General features: G+C 39.3%; 16 protein-coding genes. 9 read left to right on the forward strand and 7 right to left on the reverse strand.

The window, feature by feature from the left end; all coding sequences use genetic code 11:
- Window positions 1-9: 9 nt before the first annotated feature.
- Both EZ444_RS14595 and EZ444_RS14600 read right to left on the reverse strand, forming a co-directional pair.
- On the reverse strand, window positions 10-969 hold the full coding sequence (locus EZ444_RS14595) for a transketolase family protein (RefSeq protein ID WP_131609903.1): 960 nt from the start codon (window positions 967-969) through the stop codon (window positions 10-12).
- Window positions 970-971: 2 nt separating this feature from the next.
- Entirely contained in the window at window positions 972-1,838 is an 867-nt protein-coding gene (locus EZ444_RS14600; protein WP_262711261.1) for a transketolase, read from the reverse strand.
- Window positions 1,839-2,238: 400 nt separating this feature from the next.
- On the opposite strand from EZ444_RS14600, the gene EZ444_RS14605 reads away from it, so the two are divergent.
- Both EZ444_RS14605 and EZ444_RS14610 read left to right on the forward strand, forming a co-directional pair.
- Window positions 2,239-3,522 (forward strand): sugar MFS transporter, encoded by a 1,284-nt coding sequence (locus EZ444_RS14605; protein ID WP_131609905.1) that lies wholly within the window; start codon window positions 2,239-2,241, stop codon window positions 3,520-3,522.
- Between the two features lie 250 nt (window positions 3,523-3,772).
- The gene (locus EZ444_RS14610; RefSeq protein ID WP_205945273.1) at window positions 3,773-5,287 is read left to right on the forward strand and encodes a response regulator; all 1,515 of its coding nucleotides are present in this window, start codon (window positions 3,773-3,775) and stop codon (window positions 5,285-5,287) included.
- On the opposite strand, the gene bcp is transcribed toward EZ444_RS14610, so the two are convergent.
- The 4 genes from bcp to EZ444_RS14630 all read right to left on the reverse strand — a co-directional run bounded on the left by bcp (window position 5,256) and on the right by EZ444_RS14630 (window position 8,685).
- Complete coding sequence (gene bcp / locus EZ444_RS14615) at window positions 5,256-5,717, reverse strand: thioredoxin-dependent thiol peroxidase (RefSeq protein ID WP_131609907.1); 462 nt, start codon at window positions 5,715-5,717, stop codon at window positions 5,256-5,258. The genes EZ444_RS14610 and bcp overlap by 32 nt on opposite strands.
- A 5-nt stretch (window positions 5,718-5,722) precedes the next feature.
- On the reverse strand, window positions 5,723-7,447 hold the full coding sequence (locus tag EZ444_RS14620) for a M23 family metallopeptidase (protein WP_131609908.1): 1,725 nt from the start codon (window positions 7,445-7,447) through the stop codon (window positions 5,723-5,725).
- Window positions 7,448-7,452: 5 nt separating this feature from the next.
- Window positions 7,453-8,064 carry a fumarylacetoacetate hydrolase family protein gene (locus EZ444_RS14625; protein ID WP_131609909.1) on the reverse strand — a complete coding sequence of 204 codons (612 nt, stop codon included), beginning with the start codon at window positions 8,062-8,064 and terminating at the stop codon, window positions 7,453-7,455.
- Window positions 8,065-8,169: 105 nt separating this feature from the next.
- Window positions 8,170-8,685: a T9SS type A sorting domain-containing protein gene (locus EZ444_RS14630; protein WP_225874738.1), complete on the reverse strand. Its 516-nt coding sequence runs from the start codon at window positions 8,683-8,685 to the stop codon at window positions 8,170-8,172.
- A 221-nt stretch (window positions 8,686-8,906) separates the two neighbouring features.
- Here EZ444_RS14630 and EZ444_RS14635 point away from each other — a divergent pair, with 221 nt between their 5' ends.
- Window positions 8,907-10,859, forward strand: coding sequence for a KUP/HAK/KT family potassium transporter (locus EZ444_RS14635; RefSeq protein WP_131609910.1), 1,953 nt, complete (start codon window positions 8,907-8,909; stop codon window positions 10,857-10,859).
- A 117-nt stretch (window positions 10,860-10,976) separates the two neighbouring features.
- On the opposite strand, the gene EZ444_RS14640 is transcribed toward EZ444_RS14635, so the two are convergent.
- The gene (locus EZ444_RS14640; protein ID WP_131609911.1) at window positions 10,977-11,375 is read right to left on the reverse strand and encodes a cupin domain-containing protein; all 399 of its coding nucleotides are present in this window, start codon (window positions 11,373-11,375) and stop codon (window positions 10,977-10,979) included.
- Window positions 11,376-11,563: 188 nt separating this feature from the next.
- Here EZ444_RS14640 and EZ444_RS14645 point away from each other — a divergent pair, with 188 nt between their 5' ends.
- The 6 genes from EZ444_RS14645 (at window position 11,564) to EZ444_RS14670 (ending at window position 23,107) form a co-directional block, all read left to right on the forward strand.
- Window positions 11,564-12,160, forward strand: coding sequence for an RNA polymerase sigma factor (locus EZ444_RS14645; RefSeq protein ID WP_131609912.1), 597 nt, complete (start codon window positions 11,564-11,566; stop codon window positions 12,158-12,160).
- Between the two features lie 64 nt (window positions 12,161-12,224).
- Window positions 12,225-13,448 carry a FecR family protein gene (locus EZ444_RS14650; RefSeq protein ID WP_131609913.1) on the forward strand — a complete coding sequence of 408 codons (1,224 nt, stop codon included), beginning with the start codon at window positions 12,225-12,227 and terminating at the stop codon, window positions 13,446-13,448.
- A gap of 208 nt (window positions 13,449-13,656) precedes the next feature.
- Window positions 13,657-17,076, forward strand: coding sequence for a SusC/RagA family TonB-linked outer membrane protein (locus EZ444_RS14655; RefSeq protein WP_131609914.1), 3,420 nt, complete (start codon window positions 13,657-13,659; stop codon window positions 17,074-17,076).
- 30 nt (window positions 17,077-17,106) lie between these two features.
- Window positions 17,107-18,717, forward strand: coding sequence for a SusD/RagB family nutrient-binding outer membrane lipoprotein (locus tag EZ444_RS14660; RefSeq protein ID WP_131609915.1), 1,611 nt, complete (start codon window positions 17,107-17,109; stop codon window positions 18,715-18,717).
- A gap of 30 nt (window positions 18,718-18,747) precedes the next feature.
- On the forward strand, window positions 18,748-19,788 hold the full coding sequence (locus EZ444_RS14665; RefSeq protein ID WP_165503620.1) for a glycoside hydrolase family 18 protein: 1,041 nt from the start codon (window positions 18,748-18,750) through the stop codon (window positions 19,786-19,788).
- A 55-nt stretch (window positions 19,789-19,843) separates the two neighbouring features.
- A complete protein-coding gene (locus EZ444_RS14670) occupies window positions 19,844-23,107 on the forward strand; it encodes a T9SS type B sorting domain-containing protein (RefSeq protein WP_131609917.1) in 3,264 nt (1,087 codons plus the stop codon).
- Window positions 23,108-23,112 lie beyond the last annotated feature (5 nt).

The raw sequence follows: 23,112 nt of genomic DNA on the forward strand, positions 1-23,112 counted from the left end.
TTTTTATTATTATTTATTGGCTCTTTTCATTACTTTTTGAGCAGCCTCAATAATATTGATGCTGTCTAAGCCATACTTGGTCATCAACTGATCAGGAGTTCCACTTTCGCCAAAACTATCGTTTACAGCAACAAATTCCTGCGGTGTTGGTAATTCTGTTGAAAGCAATCTTGCAACACTTTCTCCAAGTCCACCAAATTTGTTATGCTCTTCGCAAGTAACCACACAACCAGTTTTCTTTACTGATTTCAATATAGCCTCTTCATCCAAAGGTTTAATCGTGTGGATATTTATGATCTCAGCGTCGATACCTAATTCAGCTAATTTTTCGCCAGCCTCAATTGCTTTCCAAACCATGTGGCCAGTAGCAATAATGGTTACATCAGTACCTTCATTTACCATCCATGCTTTTCCGATTTCGAATTTTTGATCAGGATCAGTAAATACAGGAATTACCGGACGGCCAAAACGTAGGTAAACAGGACCATGATGTTCGGCAATAGCAATCGTAGCAGCTTTAGTCTGGTTGTAATCGCAAGTATTGATTACAGTCATACCAGGAAGCATTTTCATTAAACCTATATCTTCAAGGATCTGGTGAGTTGCACCATCTTCACCTAAGGTTAAACCCGCGTGTGAAGCACAGATTTTAACATTTTTATCAGAATAGGCAACCGACTGACGAATCTGGTCGTATACCCTTCCGGTAGAGAAGTTAGCAAAAGTTCCTGTAAATGGAACCTTTCCCCCAATAGTTAAACCAGCAGCAATACCAATCATGTTGGCTTCAGCAATTCCGATTTGGAAAAAACGTTCTGGAAATTCCTTGATAAAGGCATCCATTTTTAAAGAACCGACTAAGTCCGCACAAAGTGCTACTACTTCAGGATTCTTTTTTCCTGCTTCAAGCAATCCAGCTCCAAAGCCAGAGCGTGTATCTTTTTTTTCAGTGTATGTATACTTCTTCATGCTTAATAATCTTTAAGGGTAGTACTTAATTGAGCTAAGGCAGCGGCAAGCTGCTCATCGTTAGGAGCTACGCCATGCCATTTGTGCGATCCCATCATGAAATCAACACCAGCACCCATTTGCGTACTCATTAAGTTTAAAATTGGTTTTCCTTTACCCGTTAATGATTTAGCATAGTGTAATGCCTTGGTAATTGCATCCATATCATTACCATCAGAGTTGATGACATGCCATCCAAAAGCTTCAAATTTAGCTTGAAGGTTTTCCAGAGATAATACTTTTTCTGTAGGACCATCTATTTGCTGACCGTTATAATCGATAGAAGCAATCAGGTTATCTACTTTATTATGGGGAGCATACATAATGGCTTCCCAGTTTTGACCTTCTTGTAATTCACCATCTCCAAGTAAAACAAATACAAGTGAATGATCTTTATTTAATTTTTTAGCCTGAGCTGCACCGATAGCAACAGACATACCCTGACCTAAAGAGCCAGATGCGATTCTGATACCAGGAAGTCCTTCATGAGTGGTTGGGTGACCCTGTAACCTTGAGTTTAACTTTCTGAAAGTAGCAAGTTCACTTATTTCAAAATAACCTGATCTGGCCAATACGCTGTAAAAAACTGGCGAAATGTGTCCGTTTGATAGAAAAAACAAATCTTCGCCTTTTCCATCCATCTTAAAATCAGTAGAGTGGTTCATGATTTCAAAATACAATGCAGTCATAAAATCTGCACATCCTAATGATCCGCCCGGATGACCCGATTGGCAGGCATGTACCATTCTAACAATATCCCTTCTTACTTGAGCAGCGATATCCTCTAATTCACTTATTTTATGTTTCATTAATTGGGGTTGTTGATTAATACGACAAATGTAATTAAAAATACATTGGGCTGTATCCAAAAGTACAGCCTTCCTGTTGTTAATCACGCCCCTTAGTTGAATTGGTACTTATAATAACCAGTAAATCTCCTTAACGGCTCAAAATGTAGGGTCTGTAGGTTCAGAATGTTAAAACAAACGTTTGTGCAGAAAAAATTAAGTCCTAATAGTTAATAATAAAGTTACATCAGCTGTAATTGTAATCAACTCAATTGTTTTCAGCCGCAATCTTCCATAAAAACAACCGTTTGCGCTGATAAATAGCATAACTATATTTTAATTAAGCATGGAATTCAATGAAAATTTATATTTTTAGAGCTTGAAGTTTTTAAAATTCTTAAAGAAGTAGGCCTTACACAAAATTAAAACATTAAACTTAATCATGACAAACCAAACAAAATCGTCAGTAATTTCTCCCATTGTAACGATTGGAGCTTTGTTCTTTATTTTTGGCTTTGTAACCTGGGCCAACAGTACGTTAATTCCCTTTCTGAAACTTGCTTGTGGTCTTAAAACCGATTTCGAGGCTTTTTTGGTTACTTTCGCATCATATATTGCTTATTTCTTTTTGGCATTACCATCTTCATGGATACTTAAAAAACTTGGATTTAAGAATGGATTGGTCATTGGTTTAATCATTTTGGGCGTAGGCTCTCTTGTTTTTATACCTGCGGCGAGTTCAAGAAGCTTTGGTTTGTTTTTAACCGGGATTTTTATCCAGGGCGCAGCCTTATCTTTATTACAGACAGCTTCTAATCCATATATCAGTATCATTGGTCCAATAGAAAGTGCTGCAAAACGCATGAGTATCATGGGCTTGTGTAATAAATTTGCGGGTATTATTGTACCAATTGTCATGGGTACCCTGTTTCTTAAAAATGCTTCTGGTATCGAAGCTAAGATTAATGATGTAACCACAACTGTTGCCGAGAAAGAAGTATTACTTGCTGAAGTTTTAGGTCGTGTATACATGCCATACATTGTTTTAGCTGTTGTTTTCGTTGCTTTTGCATTGTTCATTAAATATTCACATTTACCAGAGGTAGACGTAGATAAAGAAGAAGTGATTGAAGATGAAGACGCAAAAACTGCTAAAACATCTATCTTCCAGTTTCCACACTTGTTTTTAGGTGCATTCTGTATTTTCGTTTATGTGGCTGCAGAAGTAATGGCCGGTGATATTATTGGCGTTTATGGTAAAGAATTAGGCATTAGTCCTGATATTAGTAAATACTTCACCACGTTAACCTTAACCAGTATGTTGGTCGGTTATTTTATTGGTATTGCAACTATCCCTAAATACATTACACAACAGGCAGCCCTTAAAATCTGTGCAATTCTAGGCGTGATCTTTGTTTGTGCGGCTTACTTCACTGACGGTTATACCTCAGTAATATTTGTAGGACTTTTAGGATTGGCTAACTCATTAATGTGGCCAGCTATTTTCCCACTAGGTATCAAAGGATTGGGTAAATTTACTAAAACAGGTTCAGCGATCATGATTATGGGTATTGCAGGTGGCGCCATCTGGCCTTTAATTTATGGTTATTTGAAAGATTACACAGGTATGCATTTTCAATTAGCGTTTTTTGTTAGTGTATTACCTTGTTATTTATACATCTGGTTTTTTGCGGTATCCGGACATAAAATTGGAAAGAAAGCATAACTGATCATAAAAGTTTAAAAGGTGGGGCTGTATCATACAAATGACACGGCCCCTTTTTGTGTGTAAACGCTTCATAATAACCCACTTTTTGCACTTTTTTTTGAACAAAATGAACAGTCTGAATAGGCATGTGTTTGCCTATTTTTAAATTGTATTTAAAATACTAGGGGTCAAAAATATTTAACGCGTACCATTTATGGTTATTTCCACTCTATTAAGGAGGTTGAATGATATATCAATTTCAAGGAAATTGTATTTCATAATAAGCATCGTTGCTGTATTAGTTCTCATTGGGCTTTATGCCACCGGATTTGCTATAAATTCTCTTTCGTTGCTTTTATTGATTTTAGGGGCAATGGGTACGATTACTATAATTACAATTAACCGAAGCTTGATTCAAGACCTCAACGGCATTACCAAAGGTGCCGACCTGGTTACAAAAGGAAGTTTCAAAACCAGGGTTCAAGTTTATTCCAGAGATGAGGTGGGGATTTTAGCAATGGCCTTTAACGATATGGCCAATACATTTGAACAAAAGATTGTGGAACTTAAACTTACCGAAGAGAACCTGATTCGGGAGAAGGAGCGGGCTGAGCATTTCGAAAAGGCAAAAAAGCACTTCCTGGTAAATATGAGCCATGAAATCAGAACGCCTATGAATGCCATACTGGGCTTTGCAAGATATTTACAAGAGTCGTTAACAGACAAAGATCAACTGGAATCCATTAAAATGATTGTAAAATCCGGTGAGCATCTGTTGGCAACATTAAATGATATTCTCGACCTCTCCAATATTGAAACAGGTGAAGTTAGCTTTATGAAACTGCCATTTACTTTAAGGGATACTGTATCTTCTATTTATCAATTAATGGAGGGCAATGCTAAACAGAAAAAAATAGGGCTAAGCTACAGCCTGGATGACAATATTCCTGATTCCATTATATATGGGGATTCAGTTCGACTTTCTCAAATTCTGTTAAGTTTAACTTCTAATGCGCTAAAATTTACTGAATATGGTCATGTTTCTATAACTGCTAAGGCTGTATCGTGTGATGACGACGAGCGGATTGCAATTGAGTTTAGGGTTAAGGATACAGGAATAGGGATACCGATAGAAAAGCAGGACAAGATATTTGAGCTTTTTGAGCAGGGTACAAACCACATGACCCGCAAATTTGGAGGCACAGGAATTGGTCTAAGCATTGTAAAACATTTAATTACATTGCAACAAGGCGAAATTCGTGTGCATAGCGTGCTTAATCAAGGTTCAGAGTTTTGTTTTAGCCTGTCATTTTTCAAAACTAACCTCTGTAAGGATAACTGGGATAAGCATAGCAAAGACCTAACTTTGACTTCTGATGTAGTGTCAGGAAAGGGAGTAAAAGTATTGATTGTTGAGGATAATGCTATAAATCAGCTGCTGGTGATCAAACTGTTGCAAAGACATGGTTATGAAACTACAGTAGCCGAGAATGGTGAAATCGCCCTGCATAAGTATATTAATGATGATTTCGATATCATATTGATGGATTTGCAGATGCCTGAAATGGATGGATATGAAGCGACCGTTCAGATCCGTAATTTGAAATCATATAAAAAGGATGTGCCAATTGTGGCAATGACTGCCCATACCATTAAAGGAGAAATGGAAAAATGTCTTTCCATTGGCATGAATGATTATATCTCAAAACCCTTTCATGCCAATGAATTGTACGAAAAAATCAGCAGCTTAGTTAAGGAAGTAACTCCAATACCTGCGCAGTAGAATTTTTGGTGTCAACCTTTCTGATGATATGCGCAATCAGCCCATTTTCATCAATGATAAAAGTTGTTCTGTTCGTTCCCATATACTTCTTACCATATAGGTTCTTTTCGCCCCAAACGCCGTAATCCGTTACAATTTTTTTATCGGTATCCGCTAGTAGTGTGAACGGTAAACTGTGCTTGGTTATAAATCTTTGATGAGACTTCTCATCATCCACACTTACCCCTAAAACAACAATTCCCTTAGCCGTTAGCCCCTGGTAGTTGTCTCTGAAATCACAAGCTTCAGCCGTGCAGCCTGGAGTGTTATCCTTAGGGTAAAAAAACAGCACAACTGTTTTTCCGATAAACTGATCAAGAGATACCGTATTTCCATCCTGATCTTTTGCAGAAATAGCTGGTGCTTTTTGGCCTTCTTTTAATTCACTCATAATGTCTATTTGTAAAAAGTAATTGAATAGTTTTTATTATTGTCTTTCATGTCAGTAACAATGATCTCCAGCGTATGTTTTCCTGAGGTGGTACGTTCATCGAAGTTGTGCCATAAAGTGGCCGACTTAGTGTCGAACTCCATTAAAATCCATTTGCCATCAATGTAGCCATTAAAGCTTTTGATGCCCGAAAGGTTATCCCTGATTTTAAAAGACATTTTACTGATCCCTACCATACTTTTGCCATCCGCAATATTAATTGGTGTAACGGTAGGAGGTATCGTATCTACGGCTATAAAAAAGCTGCCAAAAGAGCGCGGTGTGGCTTTTACATATCCATTTTCAAAAGATCCACCTTGTGATGACCTGACCAGGTTTACGATAAGTGCCTTTTCTTTATATTTAGTTAAAGCGCTATCCGCTTTTATCCAAAGGTCAAAACCTGTATGTAATGGGCTAAGGTTGTTTTGGATCTGGTGTATGGCAGAGTAGGCATTACCTGCTGGCTTAGGGAGTTTTTTATAGACAAAGCTCAAATCATTGTATAAGCTTCCTTTAGGGATAACAACCTTTGCCTCTGCATTGTTAAATTCATTTATAGTGTTGTAAGCAAAGTTTAAAGTACCTGGGCTTTCTGCGGGTGTGTTGATTGTTGCTTTCGCATCAGCCTGTACATTAAAGGCCAGTACACTCTTGTTGCCCTTGCCATCAGTAATGGTATATTTTAACTGGTGCAGTTTTCCATCGCTGAATTCTATCCTTCCATTATTCACCAAGTTATAGTAAATTTTTAGTGGATTCCCCGGGTCCACAAAGCTCTTCTGGATGCTTTTCTTCGTATTGATGTAAGTAGGGTAATCAATATGTGAGTTGATGCCCTTACTGTTCTCAAAAGAAAATTTCTCTAATGCCGAGGTGTAAATGGTTTGACCATCTAATGCTAGTTCTATAGAATAGACGCCGTTGGTTCCAGATGCGCCATTGTGCTTATCTGTAGTAATAATGCCAAAACCTACTTCGCCACCCAAGTTAATGGTGTTTACTTTATTTAGATGGTAAGTGCCACCAGCTCCTATAACCTGAAAGTATTGTTTTGGAGTAAACTCATTAAAAGGTTTTTTGTTTAAGCGATACACATACATCGAATGAATCACTGGTGGGACGTTGTCCTGAACTTCAAGACCAAACAATAGCGGATTGATTGTCGCCTCAGTTTTGGTATCCCTGATCTCAAAATGAAGGTGAGGGCCACCCGAACTACCTGAATTCCCCGTGTAAGCTATAAGATCCCCTTTGCGTACTGGGAGAAATTGTGCATTAGGAAACTCATCAATCTCATAAGACTTTTTCTGATATTGAATCGCTTTAACCTGCTGCGCTATTTTAGGCGAAAATCGCTGTAAGTGCCCGTAAACAGAAGTATAGCCATTTGGGTGGTTTATATATAATGCCAAGCCAAAGCCGCTATTCTGAACACGCAAACGTGAAATGTAGCCATCAGCAATTGCGTAAACCGGATAACCTTCGCGCTGATTGGTACGGTAATCCATTCCTGAATGAAAGTGATTACCACGAAGTTCACCAAAAGAACCCGCTAAGGCAACAGGGACAATGTCTAAAGGCGATCTAAAGTCTACCAGAGGATATTTATTATTACTAAAAATTTGCTGGCTATAAGTATTTAATGAAAATAAGACTGTAAGACCCAGTAGTATATATTTTTTAATCATTAACGCTATTTTATATCAAAATTAAGTAGTTGCTTTCCTTGTAACCAGGCTTCTAGTTTATCGCCTTGGTGGACTTGTCCTACTCCTTCAGGTGTGCCCGTGAAAATCAGGTCTCCTTTTTTTAAGGTAATGTAATGCGATACGAAGGAGATGATCTTTTCAAACGAAAATATCATGTGCTTTGTATTCCCATTCTGTCTGCTGTTATTATTGATCTTTAATTCGAAGGGTAGATCGTAGATGTTTTCGAATTCTGTTTTAGGGACGAAGTTGCTAATTGCAGCCGAATGGTCAAATGCTTTTGCCAGCTCCCAGGGAAGCCCTTTTGCCTTATGAGCCGTTTGAATGTCGCGCGCTGTAAAATCTATACCTAAACCAAGTTCTTCGTAATATTTATGCGCAAACTTTTCTGATATATGCTTTCCCTCTTTATTTATTTTTAGCACAACCTCAAGCTCATAATGAATATCTGAGGAGAAGTCAGGAATGTAAAAAGGCTTGTTGTCTTTTAATGCAGCTGTATCTGGTTTTAAAAAGATGACCGGGCTATCGGGAATGGGATTGTTTAATTCTTTGGCGTGTTCGGCATAGTTGCGTCCTATGGCAATTATCTTCATGCTGTGCGGATGTATTTTAAATGATGTAGCTAACAAGGATTAAGCCACGATGTTTTCTGATATCAAAAATACGAAAGAAATAGGAGGATACAAGGTTTAGGCCTATTATAAAACGGAAATGCGTTTTACAATAGTTTCAGTGCCCGACATGATTTTAAGAAAATAAATGCCGCTATTTAAACGGTTAGGAATGGTGTAGCTCTTGGTCTGCTCACCTGCCGGCACACGCTCATTCGAGAGTGTAACGATCTCGTTGCCCAACAGATCCATTATTTTAACAGAAAGGTTAGACTCCCTATCTATACGTAAAATCAGGTTAATTTGATCATCAACAGGATTAGGATAGACTTTTAAAACAGTAAGAATTTTTTCTTGCTTAAGGTTGTTCGCATTTTTATTGGCAGAAATGATGTCGTTGTACTGAACATAACCAAAATTGTATTTTGGTTTGTAAGTAGTTACACTTCCTTTGATCTGAGGCGTTTTATTGATCTTTTTCGCCCTGATACCAACCGCCGAACTATCTGTTTTTTGACCGAAAACACTAACGCTGCACAAAACACTCATGCATAATATGCAGGAAATGTTCAAGAGACGAGCAGCTTTTCGTTGTATCTTCATGTTTGGTACTGCCAAAAATATAAATAATTAAATAAAAAAATCAATGATTTTGTTTACTATTTTCATATTTAACAATATTTAACATGTTTCTCCGTTGAATATCGTTTTTGATTCTTATGAAGCCAGGATTTCTTCTTAAACATTAATCGGTTAATTTTGTTTATTTACTGTACTTTTGCCCTCTGTTTTAATTAAATACTATCAATTTATATTATTAAATAGTGTCAAGTCATAAGAATTTTAATGCGCTTACTGCCGGCGGTTTACTAGTAAGTTTAGGCATTGTATACGGTGATATAGGTACTTCACCTCTTTATACCCTTAAGGCAATTTTTAATTCCGTAGTTGGAGGTGGACAGGTGGTCACACCCGACCTTGTTCTAGGTGCCCTTTCGTGTATCATCTGGACACTAACATTGCAAACTACAGTCAAATATGTAATCATTACCCTAAGAGCCGATAATAAAGGTGAAGGGGGGATATTCTCTCTATATTCTTTGGTGCGTAAAAAAGCCAAGTGGTTAGTTATTCCAGCCGTTGTAGGAGGCTGTGCATTATTGGCCGATGGGATCATTACCCCAAGTATTACCGTCACTTCAGCTATAGAAGGTTTGCAGTTAAAATTTCCTAATGTAAGTGTAATACCCATTGTAATAGCCATTATTACCGGATTATTCATCATACAACAATTCGGTACAAACCTTGTTGGTAAGCTGTTTGGGCCAATTATGTTTTTATGGTTTGGCGCTTTAGGTCTGTTGGGGATATTATTTGTAGTAAAAGATCCTACCATATTTGCAGCTTTAAACCCATATTACGCAGTTAAATTGCTGGTCAATAACCCTATGGCGCTGTTGATTTTGGGTGGAGTATTTTTATGTACAACTGGAGCCGAAGCCCTGTACTCAGATATGGGACATTGTGGGCGTTCTAACATCAGAGTGAGCTGGATCTTTGTTAAAATCATGCTGATCTTGAATTACCTGGGACAAGGCGTATGGATTCTACATCATGGCAATTACGACACCGGATTAAATCCTTTCTTTGAAATTGTGCCTGCTCCATACTTATTGTTTATGGTGGCCCTGGCAACTGTTGCTGCGGTAATTGCCAGTCAGGCTATGATTACAGGTTCTTTTACGTTGATCTCTGAAGCCGTAAGGTTAAACCTGTGGCCCAAAGTACGGATCAATTATCCGAGTAACCAGAAAGGACAAATTTATGTGCCATCAATCAACTGGATTCTTTGGGCAGGATGTATAGCAATTGTTTTAATATTTAAAAACTCTGGCGCAATGGAAGGCGCTTACGGTCTGGCCATTAACCTTACATTTTTGGCTACCACCATTCTGATTGCGGCCTATATGAAACGCAAGAAGATACCTGTATACATCATAGCGATATTCTTGATGGTCTATGTGATGATCGAGCTGACGTTTTTAGTGGGTAATATGTCTAAATTCTTCCATGGTGGCTGGGTGACCGTATTGATCGGTTCCGCACTGTTTACCGTAATGTGGAGTTGGTACATCGCCAGGAAAATCAAGAACAGATTTGTTAAATACGTTGAAATTGAAGATTATTATCAGATTATAAGTGAACTGAGTGAAGACATCTCTGTGCCAAAATACTCATCGCAGCTAGTGTATTTGACAAGTGCGAATTTTAAGACAGAAATTGAGTCGAAAATCATTTACTCGATTATTCAGAAAGAGCCAAAACGGGCTGATGTTTATTGGTTAGTTCACGTTGATGTAGTTGATGAACCGTATACCAGGGAGTACAAAGTAGAGTTTCTGATTCCAGGTAAATTAATCAGGATTGACTTTAAACTAGGTTTCAGAGTAGAGCAGCGGGTTAATTTATTGTACAGGAAGGTAATCGAAGAATTGGTTAAGAATGGTGAAGTAGATATTACCAGTCAGTATACTTCTTTGAACAAGCACAAAATTGCCGGAGATTTTAGGTTTGTATTGTTAGAAAAACATTTGTCTAAGTTCTCTAAGCTTAGCCTTTACGAACGGACCATTATGGATTATTATTTCATCCTTAAACGCTTGAGTCTTTCTGAAGAACGGAGTTTTGGATTGGATTCGAGTTATGTCGATGTGGAAAAAGTTCCGTTGATATTTGTAACGCCAGATGATATAGAATTGACTCGGTTGCCAGTTTAAAAAATAACCGTTCTCTTCAAGAGCTGCATTGCTTCGCTGAAAAAGCGAAGAACGCTGAGGCTCTTTCTGAGAAGGTGATTTTTTTCTAAAGCAAGGCGGCTATTAGGCTTGGCTACACTACATTTTGTCCATTTTACTTGCTTTTCCCTGTTTTAATTCAGTTACAATCAACTTTAGGGTGGTTTCTCCTATGTTTTTACCGGTGTGTGTTACCGCAGGCATAAACATAGCTTCACCGGCTTTAATTTCGGCAACCGTTGCGGCTTTGTCTTTTTCGGTAATCTCTAGCTTTCCATCTGTTAAAGCATATATGACATGGTCAGGGTGACTGTGCCATGGTACTACCTCACCAGGAGCAATTTCAATTTGCATTACCCGTACCTTTTCATTTTCAAGAAGAACTTTTTTGTACGCATTTGGCGCAGCGGTCATTGGGTCTTGAGCATACACATTTGTGCTTAGGGTTAGGAATAATCCTAACAGTAAGAGCATTGAAGTAATTTTCATCGTTTTCATTTTATTGGATTTTTAAGTGAAAAAATATGGGGGCGAACTTAGATCTTGAAGGCCAGAAGGTTATTGTGTCGGCTAGAACAATTAATAGCTGAGAATGTTTTTAGTACTTCTTTGGCTTTCATCTGGCCTACGAATTTGGGCCTTTTCAAAAAAATGTATAGCTTTCCCCCGCCTTATCTAACCAAACTTTGAAAAACCACACGGGCTATAACTTTTTAAGTGACAAAGATTTAATTGAACATCTCTCTGAAGGAGATGAGCGGGCTTTTGCTGAGATTTATACACGCTATAAAACTATCCTGTTTTTACACGCCCGCAGAATGCTAAATGAGGATGAGCAGGCTAGAGATGTGGTACAGGAGATATTTACTACCCTTTGGATCAAAAAAAAAGAACTCCAGGTGAGCACTTCTTTAAAATCTTATCTGTTCAGTTCGGTTAAACATAAAATTCTGAATTTGTTACTGCACCAGAAACACGTTGTAAAACACATGCAGCTGATGTTGACCGTTTATGACCTGGGGACTGCAAGTACTGATATTTTGATTCAGGAAAAAGAACTGAGCCAGCGGATTGAATCCGAGATCAAGGCCTTACCTGCCCGTATGCAAGAGGTGTTTGTTTTAAGCAGGAAAGAAGAACTTTCGAACCGTGAAATCGCACAAAGAATGAGCATTTCGGAAGAAACGGTTAAAAAGCAGATCGGCTATGCCTTAAAAATCCTAAGGTTAAAGATTAAACTGATATTATTCTTACTGGCGCTGTTTAGCCTGGTCCAAAAATAAATTTTCATTTCTTCTACCTCTTTCTGATTAATCAGATGTCTTAACATTATAAACATACCATTACATGTTGGAAAAGGAAATCTCTATACTGGTAGAAAAATATAAAAATGGAACACTGACGGATGAAGAAAGTGCTTTCCTGAATGCATGGTATATAAAATATGCGCAGGAGAAATCTTCGTCGTTTGATATAGAAAACTTAGATGAAAACCTGGATCAGCTCTGGGGTTCGGTTGAAGAAAATCTGGTCGCCCATGGTTTCCGCACAGAACGCTTAAAAACTGCTAAAGTTTCATTATGGCCACGTATTGCTGTTGCCGCCTCCGTACTTGTGGTTTTGGGTACAGCATTGTATTTCTTTAAGGCAAGTCCAGTTAAAGAAAAATCAATTGATCGGCTTGTAGCTGCGGATATCAAACCGGGTAGCAACAAAGCTTTTTTGACGCTTGCTGATGGTTCAAGGATTTCATTGAATGATGTCGCAAATGGAGAATTGGCTAGCCAGGCGGGTATAACCATTACCAAAACAAAGAATGGACAACTTATTTATACCATAGCTGATAAACAATTGGCCGGTTCTGAGGATAAATTTAATACCATTGAAACGCCCAGGGGAGGACAGTACCAGATCAATCTCCCTGACGGTTCAAGGGTTTGGCTAAACGCTGAAACAAAACTGAAGTTCCCGGTTAGCTTTGCGCACAAAAAGCAACGAAAAGTGCAGCTGACAGGAGAAGCATATTTTGAAGTGGCGAAAGTAATGCAGAAGGAGCAAGGATTAGACCGCAAGGATAAAGTAACCAGAATGCCTTTCATTGTAGCTAGTAAAGGACAGGAAGTAGAGGTGTTGGGGACACATTTTAATGTGAATGCCTATAGTGATAAAATCTTAACAAAAACTACGTTGCTTGAAGGTGCTGTTCGTGTTTCATCGTCGGGCCAAATTGTCAATCGTCACGCTAAACCTGTAAATCTTATCCCAGGTCAGCAGGCTAGCTTAAGCCCAGGAGGTCTTACGTTAAAAAATGTAGATACCGAAGAAGCCATAGCCTGGAAAAATGGTCAGTTTATGTTCAGCAATGAGCCATTGCCAGAGGTGATGAAAGAAATCTCAAGATGGTACGATGTAGATGTGGCATACAAAGGAGATTTTTCAGCAGTAGTAATTGGAGGAAGTGTGTCTAAGTTTACGAACATTAAGGAAGTATTGGACGTATTAGCACTGACAGGAAAAATAAGCTTTAAAATAGAAGGACAAAAGGTAATCGTAAGCCCCCTGGCCAATTAACGATTTAACCAATCAACAAATTTAAATTAACTAAATCAAACCATATGAATCGAAGGAACCAGCCCAGCAAAAAAAATTAAGAAAAAAAACCGGAATCAGCATGTTGCGCAGCCGACCCCGGTTATTAGAGTATTGTCTATTTAACAACTAACGTTTGTCCTCCAATCCTTGAAAATTATGGGACAATCGTTTAACCCTAACCAAATGTATGAACTTTTACGATCATTTTGTGCATCGGCTGAAAGGCTATGTACCCAAATTAATGCTGATTATGAAACTAACCCTTGTTTTAATGATCACCGCTTTTCTGCAATTCTCATTTGCTGCAAGCGCACAGAAAGTTACCCTTCAGGAAAAGAATACTCCTCTTGAAAAGGTATTTAAAAAAATCAGGCTGCAAACAGGCTATAACATTATATGGAATCAGGCTTTATTAAAAAAGACACAGCCAGTAAGTGTTAATATTAAAGATGTAGACCTGGAACAGGCGATGGATATGGTGCTGGAAGACCAGGATTTGAGTTTTGTCATTAAGAATAAAACCATTATTGTCCAGGAAAAAGAGGAGGTAATGCCCAAGCTTCCCGTTGTAGATGTAATAGAGATTAAAGGAAAAGTAACCGATGAGAAAGGACTGCCAATACCCGGCGTAACTGTTAAAGTTAAGTCGACAGGTAAAGTTGTGATTACAGATCCTAATGGTAATTATGTCCTGCAGACCGAACAACAGGCTGTATTGGTGTTTTCTTATATCGGCTTTAAATCAATTGAAGAGCAAGTTAACGACCGTAAGGTCATTAATATTGTATTGCTCGAAGATTTAGGTCAACTGAAGGAAGTGGTCGTTACTGCATTGGGGATTAGTAAAGACAGTAAAAAGATTGGTTACGCAGTAACCAGTGTAAAAGGAGATCTGCTAAACCAGGCTAAGGAACCTAACGTGGCGAATAGTTTAACCGGTAGAGTAGCCGGATTAAATGTAAGTGGAGTAAGTAGTGGGCCCGGTTCATCCGCAAGAATTTTGATTAGAGGAGTATCCAATTTTTCGTCTTCTTCAAGCCCTTTATTTGTGATTGATGGCGTGCCGATGGATAATACTCAAAAGGGTTCTCCAGGGGTGTATGGCGGTCAGGATATGGGGGATGGGATTTCGAGTATCAATCCAGACGATATTGAGACCGTAACGGTATTAAATGGATCTTCTGCTTCAGCACTATACGGTGCCAGAGCCGCCAATGGTGTGATACAGATTACCACCAAAAGTGGCAAAGGACAAAAGGGCATTGGTGTAGAATACAGTGGCAACTTTAGTCTAAACAGCATTGTTGATAATACAAACTATCAGAAAGCCTATGGTCAGGGATTGGATGGAAAAATACCCTTGACTAGTGCCGACCTTGTGGGGGCCAGTTTAAATAGTTGGGGTGGAAAACTGACTGGAGAATTAGCGCTTGGACAGGATGGAAAAATGCATCCTTATTTACCAGTAGAAAACCAGTTGGATAAATTTTACCGTGATGCACCCGCATTCTCAAACACACTGGCATTTTTAAATGGCGGAGAAAAAGGAAATATGCGGTTGTCGCTTTCACAAACAAACAACCAATCTGTTATTCCGAACAGCGGTTTGAAACGGTATTCAGGAAACCTGAACATCAATCAGGAACTCATCAGTAAGTTAAAGCTGACCGCTATGGTTAATTTTTTAAATGAAGATGTAAAACTGCGACCTAACCTGGGCGACATGAGTCGGAACCCCAATTTTACAATGGGATTGCTACCTCCTAATGTGAGTCCTGATTATCTAAAAGTAATTTATAATCCTGATGGAGATCTCGAAAACCACCTGGGTAACGGTGGTTATATTCCTAATCCATGGTTTGTGGTAGAAAAAGTAACGTCTAATACGCGTAGAAAACGTTTGATTTCTTCTACCGCATTGCGTTACGATTTTACCAGCGAATTGTATATCCAGACGCGTATGGGCTATGATTATATCGCCGACCATACATTAAAGATAGAACCTTTGGGAATTGGTTATAATCCGAAAGGAAAACTGGAAGATCTCTCTGACGCGACAACCACAGAGATGAACTTAGATGTTTTGGCTGGTTATAGCAAAAAACTCGTGACCGATTTAAGTATGGATGTGGCAGTAGGTGGAAACATCCGTAAATTTAATTATGAAAAGGTAGGTATCTCCGGTTCTCAATGGAAAAGTGCCGATTTCTATGTGCCCTCTAACTTAACTACTTTATTGGCACTATACCCATCGCCAAACCGATCACAAACTAATTCGGCTTATTATACATTAGATTTTAACTATAAAAATTACCTTACCTTAAGTAATACAGGTCGTTATGATAGGTTTAGTACCACTACTAAAGGGGTATTTACACCCTCAGTTAGTGCTAGTTTTGTGTTTACAAACCTGATTCAAATTCCTGCGCTAACTTTTGGAAAGCTAAGGTTGGCTTATGCCAAGACAAGCGGCGAGGCTTTACCTTTTAGAAATGCCAAATACTATGTGCCTGTTTCCGGAGAAGCCGATGGTAAACCCTATGCAAATCTAAACTTAGAAATTTTACCTGAAGACTTAAATCCATATACCATGCAGGAGCTGGAAGCTGGTTTAGAGTTAAAAGGACTGAAAGGGCGGTTTGGATTGGTAGCATCTTATTTTGCGCGTAAAACAAAGGATGAATTGGTTTCACAGCAAATCAGTCTGGCCTCTGGAGGATATAGATCGACTTATATTCCCCTGGGGTCCACACAAAACCGCGGATTGGAGTTAACCTTGAATGGTATGCCTATACAACAGCGTGATTTTAGCTGGGATGTTTCCTTTAACTTTACCTTGGTTAACAATAAACTCCTGAACATCGATGGGATAACTACAAGAATCCAAAATGCAGATGAAGGACAGTATAGGCCAACAGTTGGGCCATACGCTAACGGTGCAGGTGTATTTGGTGTAGTCGGTTTACCACTTGCCCAGATCATGACTTATGATTATAAATATGATGCCAATGGCAATATCATCGTTGGTAATACAGATGGTATACCTTTAAGGGGAACTGACTTAAAACCTATGGGCTCAGGCCTGCCTAAATATTACGGAGGTTTAAATAACAATTTCGTTTATAAGTCCTTTAATTTATCCTTCCTGATTGATTACCGTTTTGGAAATAAAGTGCTTTCGGCAACGGATTTCCTGAGTATGTATTACGGACTAAATAAAAAGACCCTTGAAGGAAGAGAAAATGGTATCGTGGTAAAAGGGGTAACAGAGGATGGAAAAGAGAATACAAAGGTGGTAAGTGCACAAGATTATTATCCTGGTCTGGTAAGAAACGTTTCGTCAGTTACTGTGTTTGATGGTAGCTTTATTAAGCTCCGTCAGATTACTATGGGTTATAATCTGCCATCAAGCTTCTTGAAAAACAGTCCACTAGCTTCGGTTAACATCAGCTTTGCGGCGCGTAACCTGCTTACTTTGATGAAGCATACTGAAAATTTTGATCCTGAAGATACCTTCTCATCATTAACAGGAAACGCAGGTTTAGAAGGTGCAGGCTTGCCACAAACACGTAATTATGGATTGAGTTTAAACATTAAGCTAAAATAGTTTAGTAGCTAAAAGTTAAAAAATAAAAGGATGAAAAATATAATTTTTTATTTATGCCTGATGGCAGTCCTAACCACTGGTTGTACTAAAGGGTTTCAGGAATTGAACCGTGATCCTACGAAGGCCAATGAGGACAATATGGACCCCAATAATCTGTTCACGGCAGGACAGTTGAATTATGGGAACATTACAGAATTTCAATTGTATGAACTGGCGCCAATGGTACAGGTACTGGCTTCTACCGCGATACAGACTTCATACAGTGCGGGAGATAAATACAGTTCACAACTGTTTTCGTACAACGACCGCTTTTTTGATGATGGACAAACTGCAGCAGGCTTGTTTGCCGAAGCTCAATCGCTTGCAGAAAAAAAGGATCCTGATAAATATGCTAACCTGATCCAGGTTAGTCGCATTATGCGTGTGATGGCTATGCAACGCATTACAGATGTTTACGGTGATATTCCCTATTTTCAGAAAAATGGCACCCTGTATCCAAAGTATGATTTGCAGGCAGATATTTACAAAGATATGCTGGCTACACTAGAGGATGCCGCGGAAAAACTGGATCCAAAAAAAGATAAAGTTGCTGGCGATATGTTTTATGATGGCGATACAGAGAAATGGAAAAGGTTAAGCTATTCGTTTATGTTGAGAGTGGCTATGCGTCTAACCAAGGCAGATCCGGCTACAGCACGTCTGTATGCGGAGAAGACAAAAGATAAAACCTTCAAGGATTTTACAGACAATGCCATTTTGAAATTTGATGGAAACGCCGATGAGCGTAAAAATAAATCTGCAAACTCCTGGTTTGGGGATGCAGTTACCTTTGGACAGGTAAGATGGTCTAAAACATTCATCGATTTCATGAAAAATAGCGACGACCCAAGGCTTTACCTGATTACCGAGAAAGCAGACACAGGTATGAGGTATAACAATGATTTAAGCAGACCTGCGCTTGGTTATACAAAAGTAAATCCGGCCCCTCCGGGAAAAATTAATGAAGTACCTATGGGGATGCCGAATGGTTATGATATAAATGGTGTGCGCAGCATAGAAACTGCAGCTGCTTATCCTGGTGCAACAGGGACTAAGGACAACGTTTCTCCTCTGGGTAATTATGCCAGACCTTTAGCCCGGGTATTTGCCCAGCCAAACTTTCCTTCATTTGTGATTACTTATGCTGAAACGGAATTGTTGCTGGCCGAAGCTAAGGTAAGAGGCTGGGATGTTGGGACGGTTTCGGCACAAGATCATTATAAAAATGGGCTTGTGTTTGCGATGAAATCATTAGAACAGTTAAATGGAATGTTAACTATGGGTGGAGAAGTGGAAACTTTTGCCAATGCACATCCACTGGATGAAAGTTCTCAGGCAAAGGCTTTGGAGATGATCAATTCGCAATATTGGGTGGCTACATTGTTCGATTTTGTGGAAACCTGGGCCAACTATCGCCGCAGTGGTTATCCAATACTTACACCGGTAAACTACCCGGGCAACCGAACAAATGGTGTGATACCACGCAGACTGAATTATCCGAATAGAGAAGCTGCCTACAACTCTGTGAATTATAATGACGCTGTAGGCCGTTTGGGTGGTAACGATCTGGATCTGACTAAAAGGGTTTGGTGGGATAAATAACAAGATTTGAACTTTTAAATGATATTAATCATGAAAAATATATATCTAATGGCTTTTTTATTGATGATCATGGTATCATCCTGCCGCAAAATAAAAACAGAACAGGCCTTTCCGGAAATCAAAGATCAGTTGGAAACCCAGCAAGATGTTTGGACAGCCGAGAGAATTGAGCAGATTGCGAAGCAAAAAAAGGATTCTATAGACCGGGCAAAGATTGACAAGCCCAATGAAGTAGATCCTAATTCGTTGATGAATAAAAAGAACATTTTAATCGCTTACGTGGAAGTAAATAACAGGGCTTTTAAAAATGTAACCTGCTTTTTAAATGATGAAGGAAAGCCGGTAATTGACTTGGCTTGGGTGTTTGCACCGAATATCAATATCAACTCCGGAACAAAGAAAGCATATATCACCTACAACAAGCAAGTACAGGGATTGATTAACAAAGGATATATCAGATATGTGCAGAGTAAGGGGATTAAAGTGGGAATGACACTATTGGGTAACCACGACAACGCAGGTTTCAGAAATTTTAAAAACCTGGAGGAGGCTACAGATTTTGCACAACACGTAGCCATAGAGGTACGCCGCTTAGGACTTGATGCAATAGACTTTGATGATGAATACTCAGAAAATCCATCATGGGCCAATAATGAATCTTTCGTGATGGTGGTTTCGGAAATTAAACGATTGTTGCCTGATAAGTTTGTACACTGCTATATTTTTGGTGGCGCTTCAGCTTCAAGTTATAAAGGAAAACGGATGGGGGATGTTGCAGATGCAGGTGCTTCTGCATTTTATCCGCAAACGCCTTCACCTGGATCAGCAGGATTTCCTATAGAGCGACTTTTTCCTAGTACCAAACCTTTTTCGGGTGGTGGATACCCTGAAGCAACACTCCGGTCGCTAATGGCACAAGGTTATAAAGGTATTATGATGTTCGATTTTAATATGTTCCCAAACAATTACCTGGATATATTAAAAGGCTATGTAAAAGGAGTTAAAGAACAAAATGTAATAGAGATACCAGGTTGCGTTGATCGTCGTGAAAGTGATGATGTAAACCTATAACCGCGCATTTACTAAAAGATATAAACACGTTTTTATACAGTTTAAACTAATTACTATGAATACAAAATTCATAAGGATATGCATTTTTATAGGCCTCTTTTTGCAAACTACTGCAATGATGGCACAAAGAAATGTATTCAGGGCGGCGAATGCAACGATCACCGCCTCCTTACCCCTCAGCTCTGGGGCAATTGCGAACCTTAATGATGGTAGCACTACAACTACAGCCTTTTTTAACAGGCCTGCCTCTAGTACCTTAGAGCTCACCATTGTTTGTGCTAAACCCGAAAGAGTAGAAGATTATACCATCAACTTTACTACTGCAACTTTTTCGGCAAGGGATATTACCTTTTTTGGCTCTCAGAATGGAACCACCTGGACCTTATTGGATACAAAAACGGGACCTCTGGTAACCATCAATTCCGTTTTTACCAATGTCAATAGTTATACTTATTACAAGTATGTATTTACCAACTTTAACACCACAACAATAAGGATTTCGGAAATATCGGGCTTTGGTACCGAAATTCTTGCGCCTATTCTAACCACAACGCCTGGGGCAACAGGAAACCTGGGGATGCTGAGTTGGACTCAGGAAATAAGAGGCACAGGAGAGTATGAAATTCAACGTTCATCACCGGGGAGTAGTCTTGCCTTGATCAAGACAGTCGCTCAATCGGTATTGTCGTTGCAAGAGGATACGCTGAAAAGAAATACTACTTATTTTTATAAGGTTAGGGTGAAAAAGGGTAGTGTATTTGGCCCATATTCAGAAATAAAGGAATTGATCACCACCGATGATAAGTTGGTTAATAAACCTACACTTACCGGTACGGCCTCTTTAACAACCAGCACAACAGCTAATTTAAACTGGAGCCTCCCTATGGGAGGTCCGGGAACCTTCACGCTGGAAAGATCGCTAAACGGGACTGATTTTACACTTTTGAAAACCCTGGATAAAGCTGTAAATACTTTTGCCGATACAACGCTAACCCACAACACCAGTTATTGGTATCGTGTGATTGGAAAAAATGACATCTCTTCTTCGCCTTATTCTGATGCGATTAAAATAACAACGATAAATGACGCGCTTTTAACTGCTCCTGTAATGCAGGCAACTGCCCCTACAGGGACCCAGGCCGTTTTATCATGGAACCTTGCTTTTAATACCAAGGGAGGCTTTGAAGTGGAAAAATCGACTGATGGAACCAACTTCACCTTGATGGGTAAGTTTGATAAAGCGGTTATTACGTACACAGAAGAATCTTTGAAACCCAATACTCCTTACTGGTACCGGGTAAGGGCTTTTAATTATATAGGTAAGTCACCGTATTCCACTCCAGTAAAGATAACTACCAATGGTATTAAAGGCTTGCCTGCAGATATTACCGATGACGGGGGCGCGCTGACAGTTACTGCGGATAATAGTGGCGGAGCAAATGCAGCTGAGGGATCTTCAAAATTTATTGATAACAATATTTCAACCAAATGGCTGGTATTCAATGCGCAGGTAGGACAAAGTTTATCGGCAGTATATGCACCAAAGGGAGCTTATATTGTAACCGGTTATACTTTAAGCACAGCTAATGATTCACCTGCTCGTGACCCCAAAGACTGGCGTTTTGAAGGCTCGGATGACAATGCCGCCTGGACAGTACTGGATACCCGCACAAATCAGCTTGGAGCAGCAGCAGAAAGAATAACAACTTACAGTTATTCTATTGCGAACCCTGGAACTAAAGCTTTTAAATTTTACCGTATAGCTTTTACATCGAACAACAACTCTACCGATATTGTGAGATACCAGATCGCAGAGTGGCAGATTCTGGGCCTCGACCCAGGCTCTCCGGATATTCCTACTAATTTAGCCGTTACTGCAAGTAGCACTAATACCATTAGCTTAAGTTGGGCGCAGGATAAAACGATACCTGTGAAAGGGTTTATCTTGCAACGTTCAGTAGATGGATTGTTTTTTGAAGCCATTGATACCCTGGAAAGTACAGCTACGAGTTTTATAGACCGTAATCTGTATGATGGAGCCAATTATTATTATCGTTTAAATGCAATAGGTGATAGACCTACAGCAGTATCGGCCTGGTCTAACGTGGCCATGGGCAAAACGACGGCTACGGATGGACTGCCTTTAACGCCGGCTTACCTGATGGCGATTGCGGTGGGCGAAAAAGAAATTAAATTACAATGGACTGATCGTTCGACAGATGAAACGGGTTTCCTACTAGAAAGATCACAGGATAATGTCTTATTTGAAGAACTTAAAACTTTAGCCCCTAACACCAGCACCTTTGTTGATGCTTCGGTATGGCCAGCAACTAACTATTATTATAGGATAAGTGCAATCAAAGAAAAAACCAAGTCTGTCTATTCTAATGTACTTAAAGTACTAACGATGGGTGCAAACTCTGCTCCTTTAAGACCAAATGCAGAGGCGCTGAGCATATGTACCGGAACTGGTGAATTTAAACTGGCCATTAACGCGATTTCGCCCGGACCTGGTAATGAAAGTACACAAAAGCTAAAAGTTACGGGGATAAAAGCCGGAGATGAACGAAGCGTCAAATTCTTTTCATCGTATTCATTTAATCCTGTAGTGGCGCCGAGTACAATTTTTGGGAAAGATGAAATCCCTACCATAGGTGGGATTGCTAATTTTAGCGTGACAACAACCGGGATCGCTGTTCCGGGTGATTCGGCACTGGTGATGCTTACTGTAAAAGATAACGGCGGAACCAATGGATTTGCTTCTGATAGTACTGAATTTCTGGTAAAGATTAAGTTTACAACATTAGCCCTAAAAGTAATTTCCGACCAAAAGAACGATACTGTCGCGAGATATGCGGTAGTTAATTTTACCGGTATCACTAATTTTCCTGATCAGACCCGTTTTCAATGGGCCGATGCTGAGGGGATTATTGGTAGTCGTAATGGAATTAAGCTGTCGGTAATTCCTAAACGGAAAACCACCTATACCTTAACTGCAACTACGCCAATGGGCTGTACCGCAACAGCCAGCATTACTGTTCTTCCTAAAGACTCGGTGCTACTGGTATCTAATGTCCTTACACCTAATCAGGATGGTAAAAACGATACCTGGATGGTATGGGGAATTGAAAAGATACCAAATAATGAAGTAAAGGTGATGGATCGCCAAGGGCGTCTGGTGTTTACCACAAGGAACTATAGAAACGATTGGGATGGTACACATAACGGTGTTGTTTTACCACAAGGTGGATATTATTATGTGATAGAAACAAATGATGGTAGGAAAGCTCAGACTGGTGTATTAACGATCATTAAATAAAGATG

This window comes from Pedobacter hiemivivus (assembly GCF_004331685.1).
Classification (GTDB): Bacteria; Bacteroidota; Bacteroidia; order Sphingobacteriales; family Sphingobacteriaceae; genus Pedobacter; species Pedobacter hiemivivus.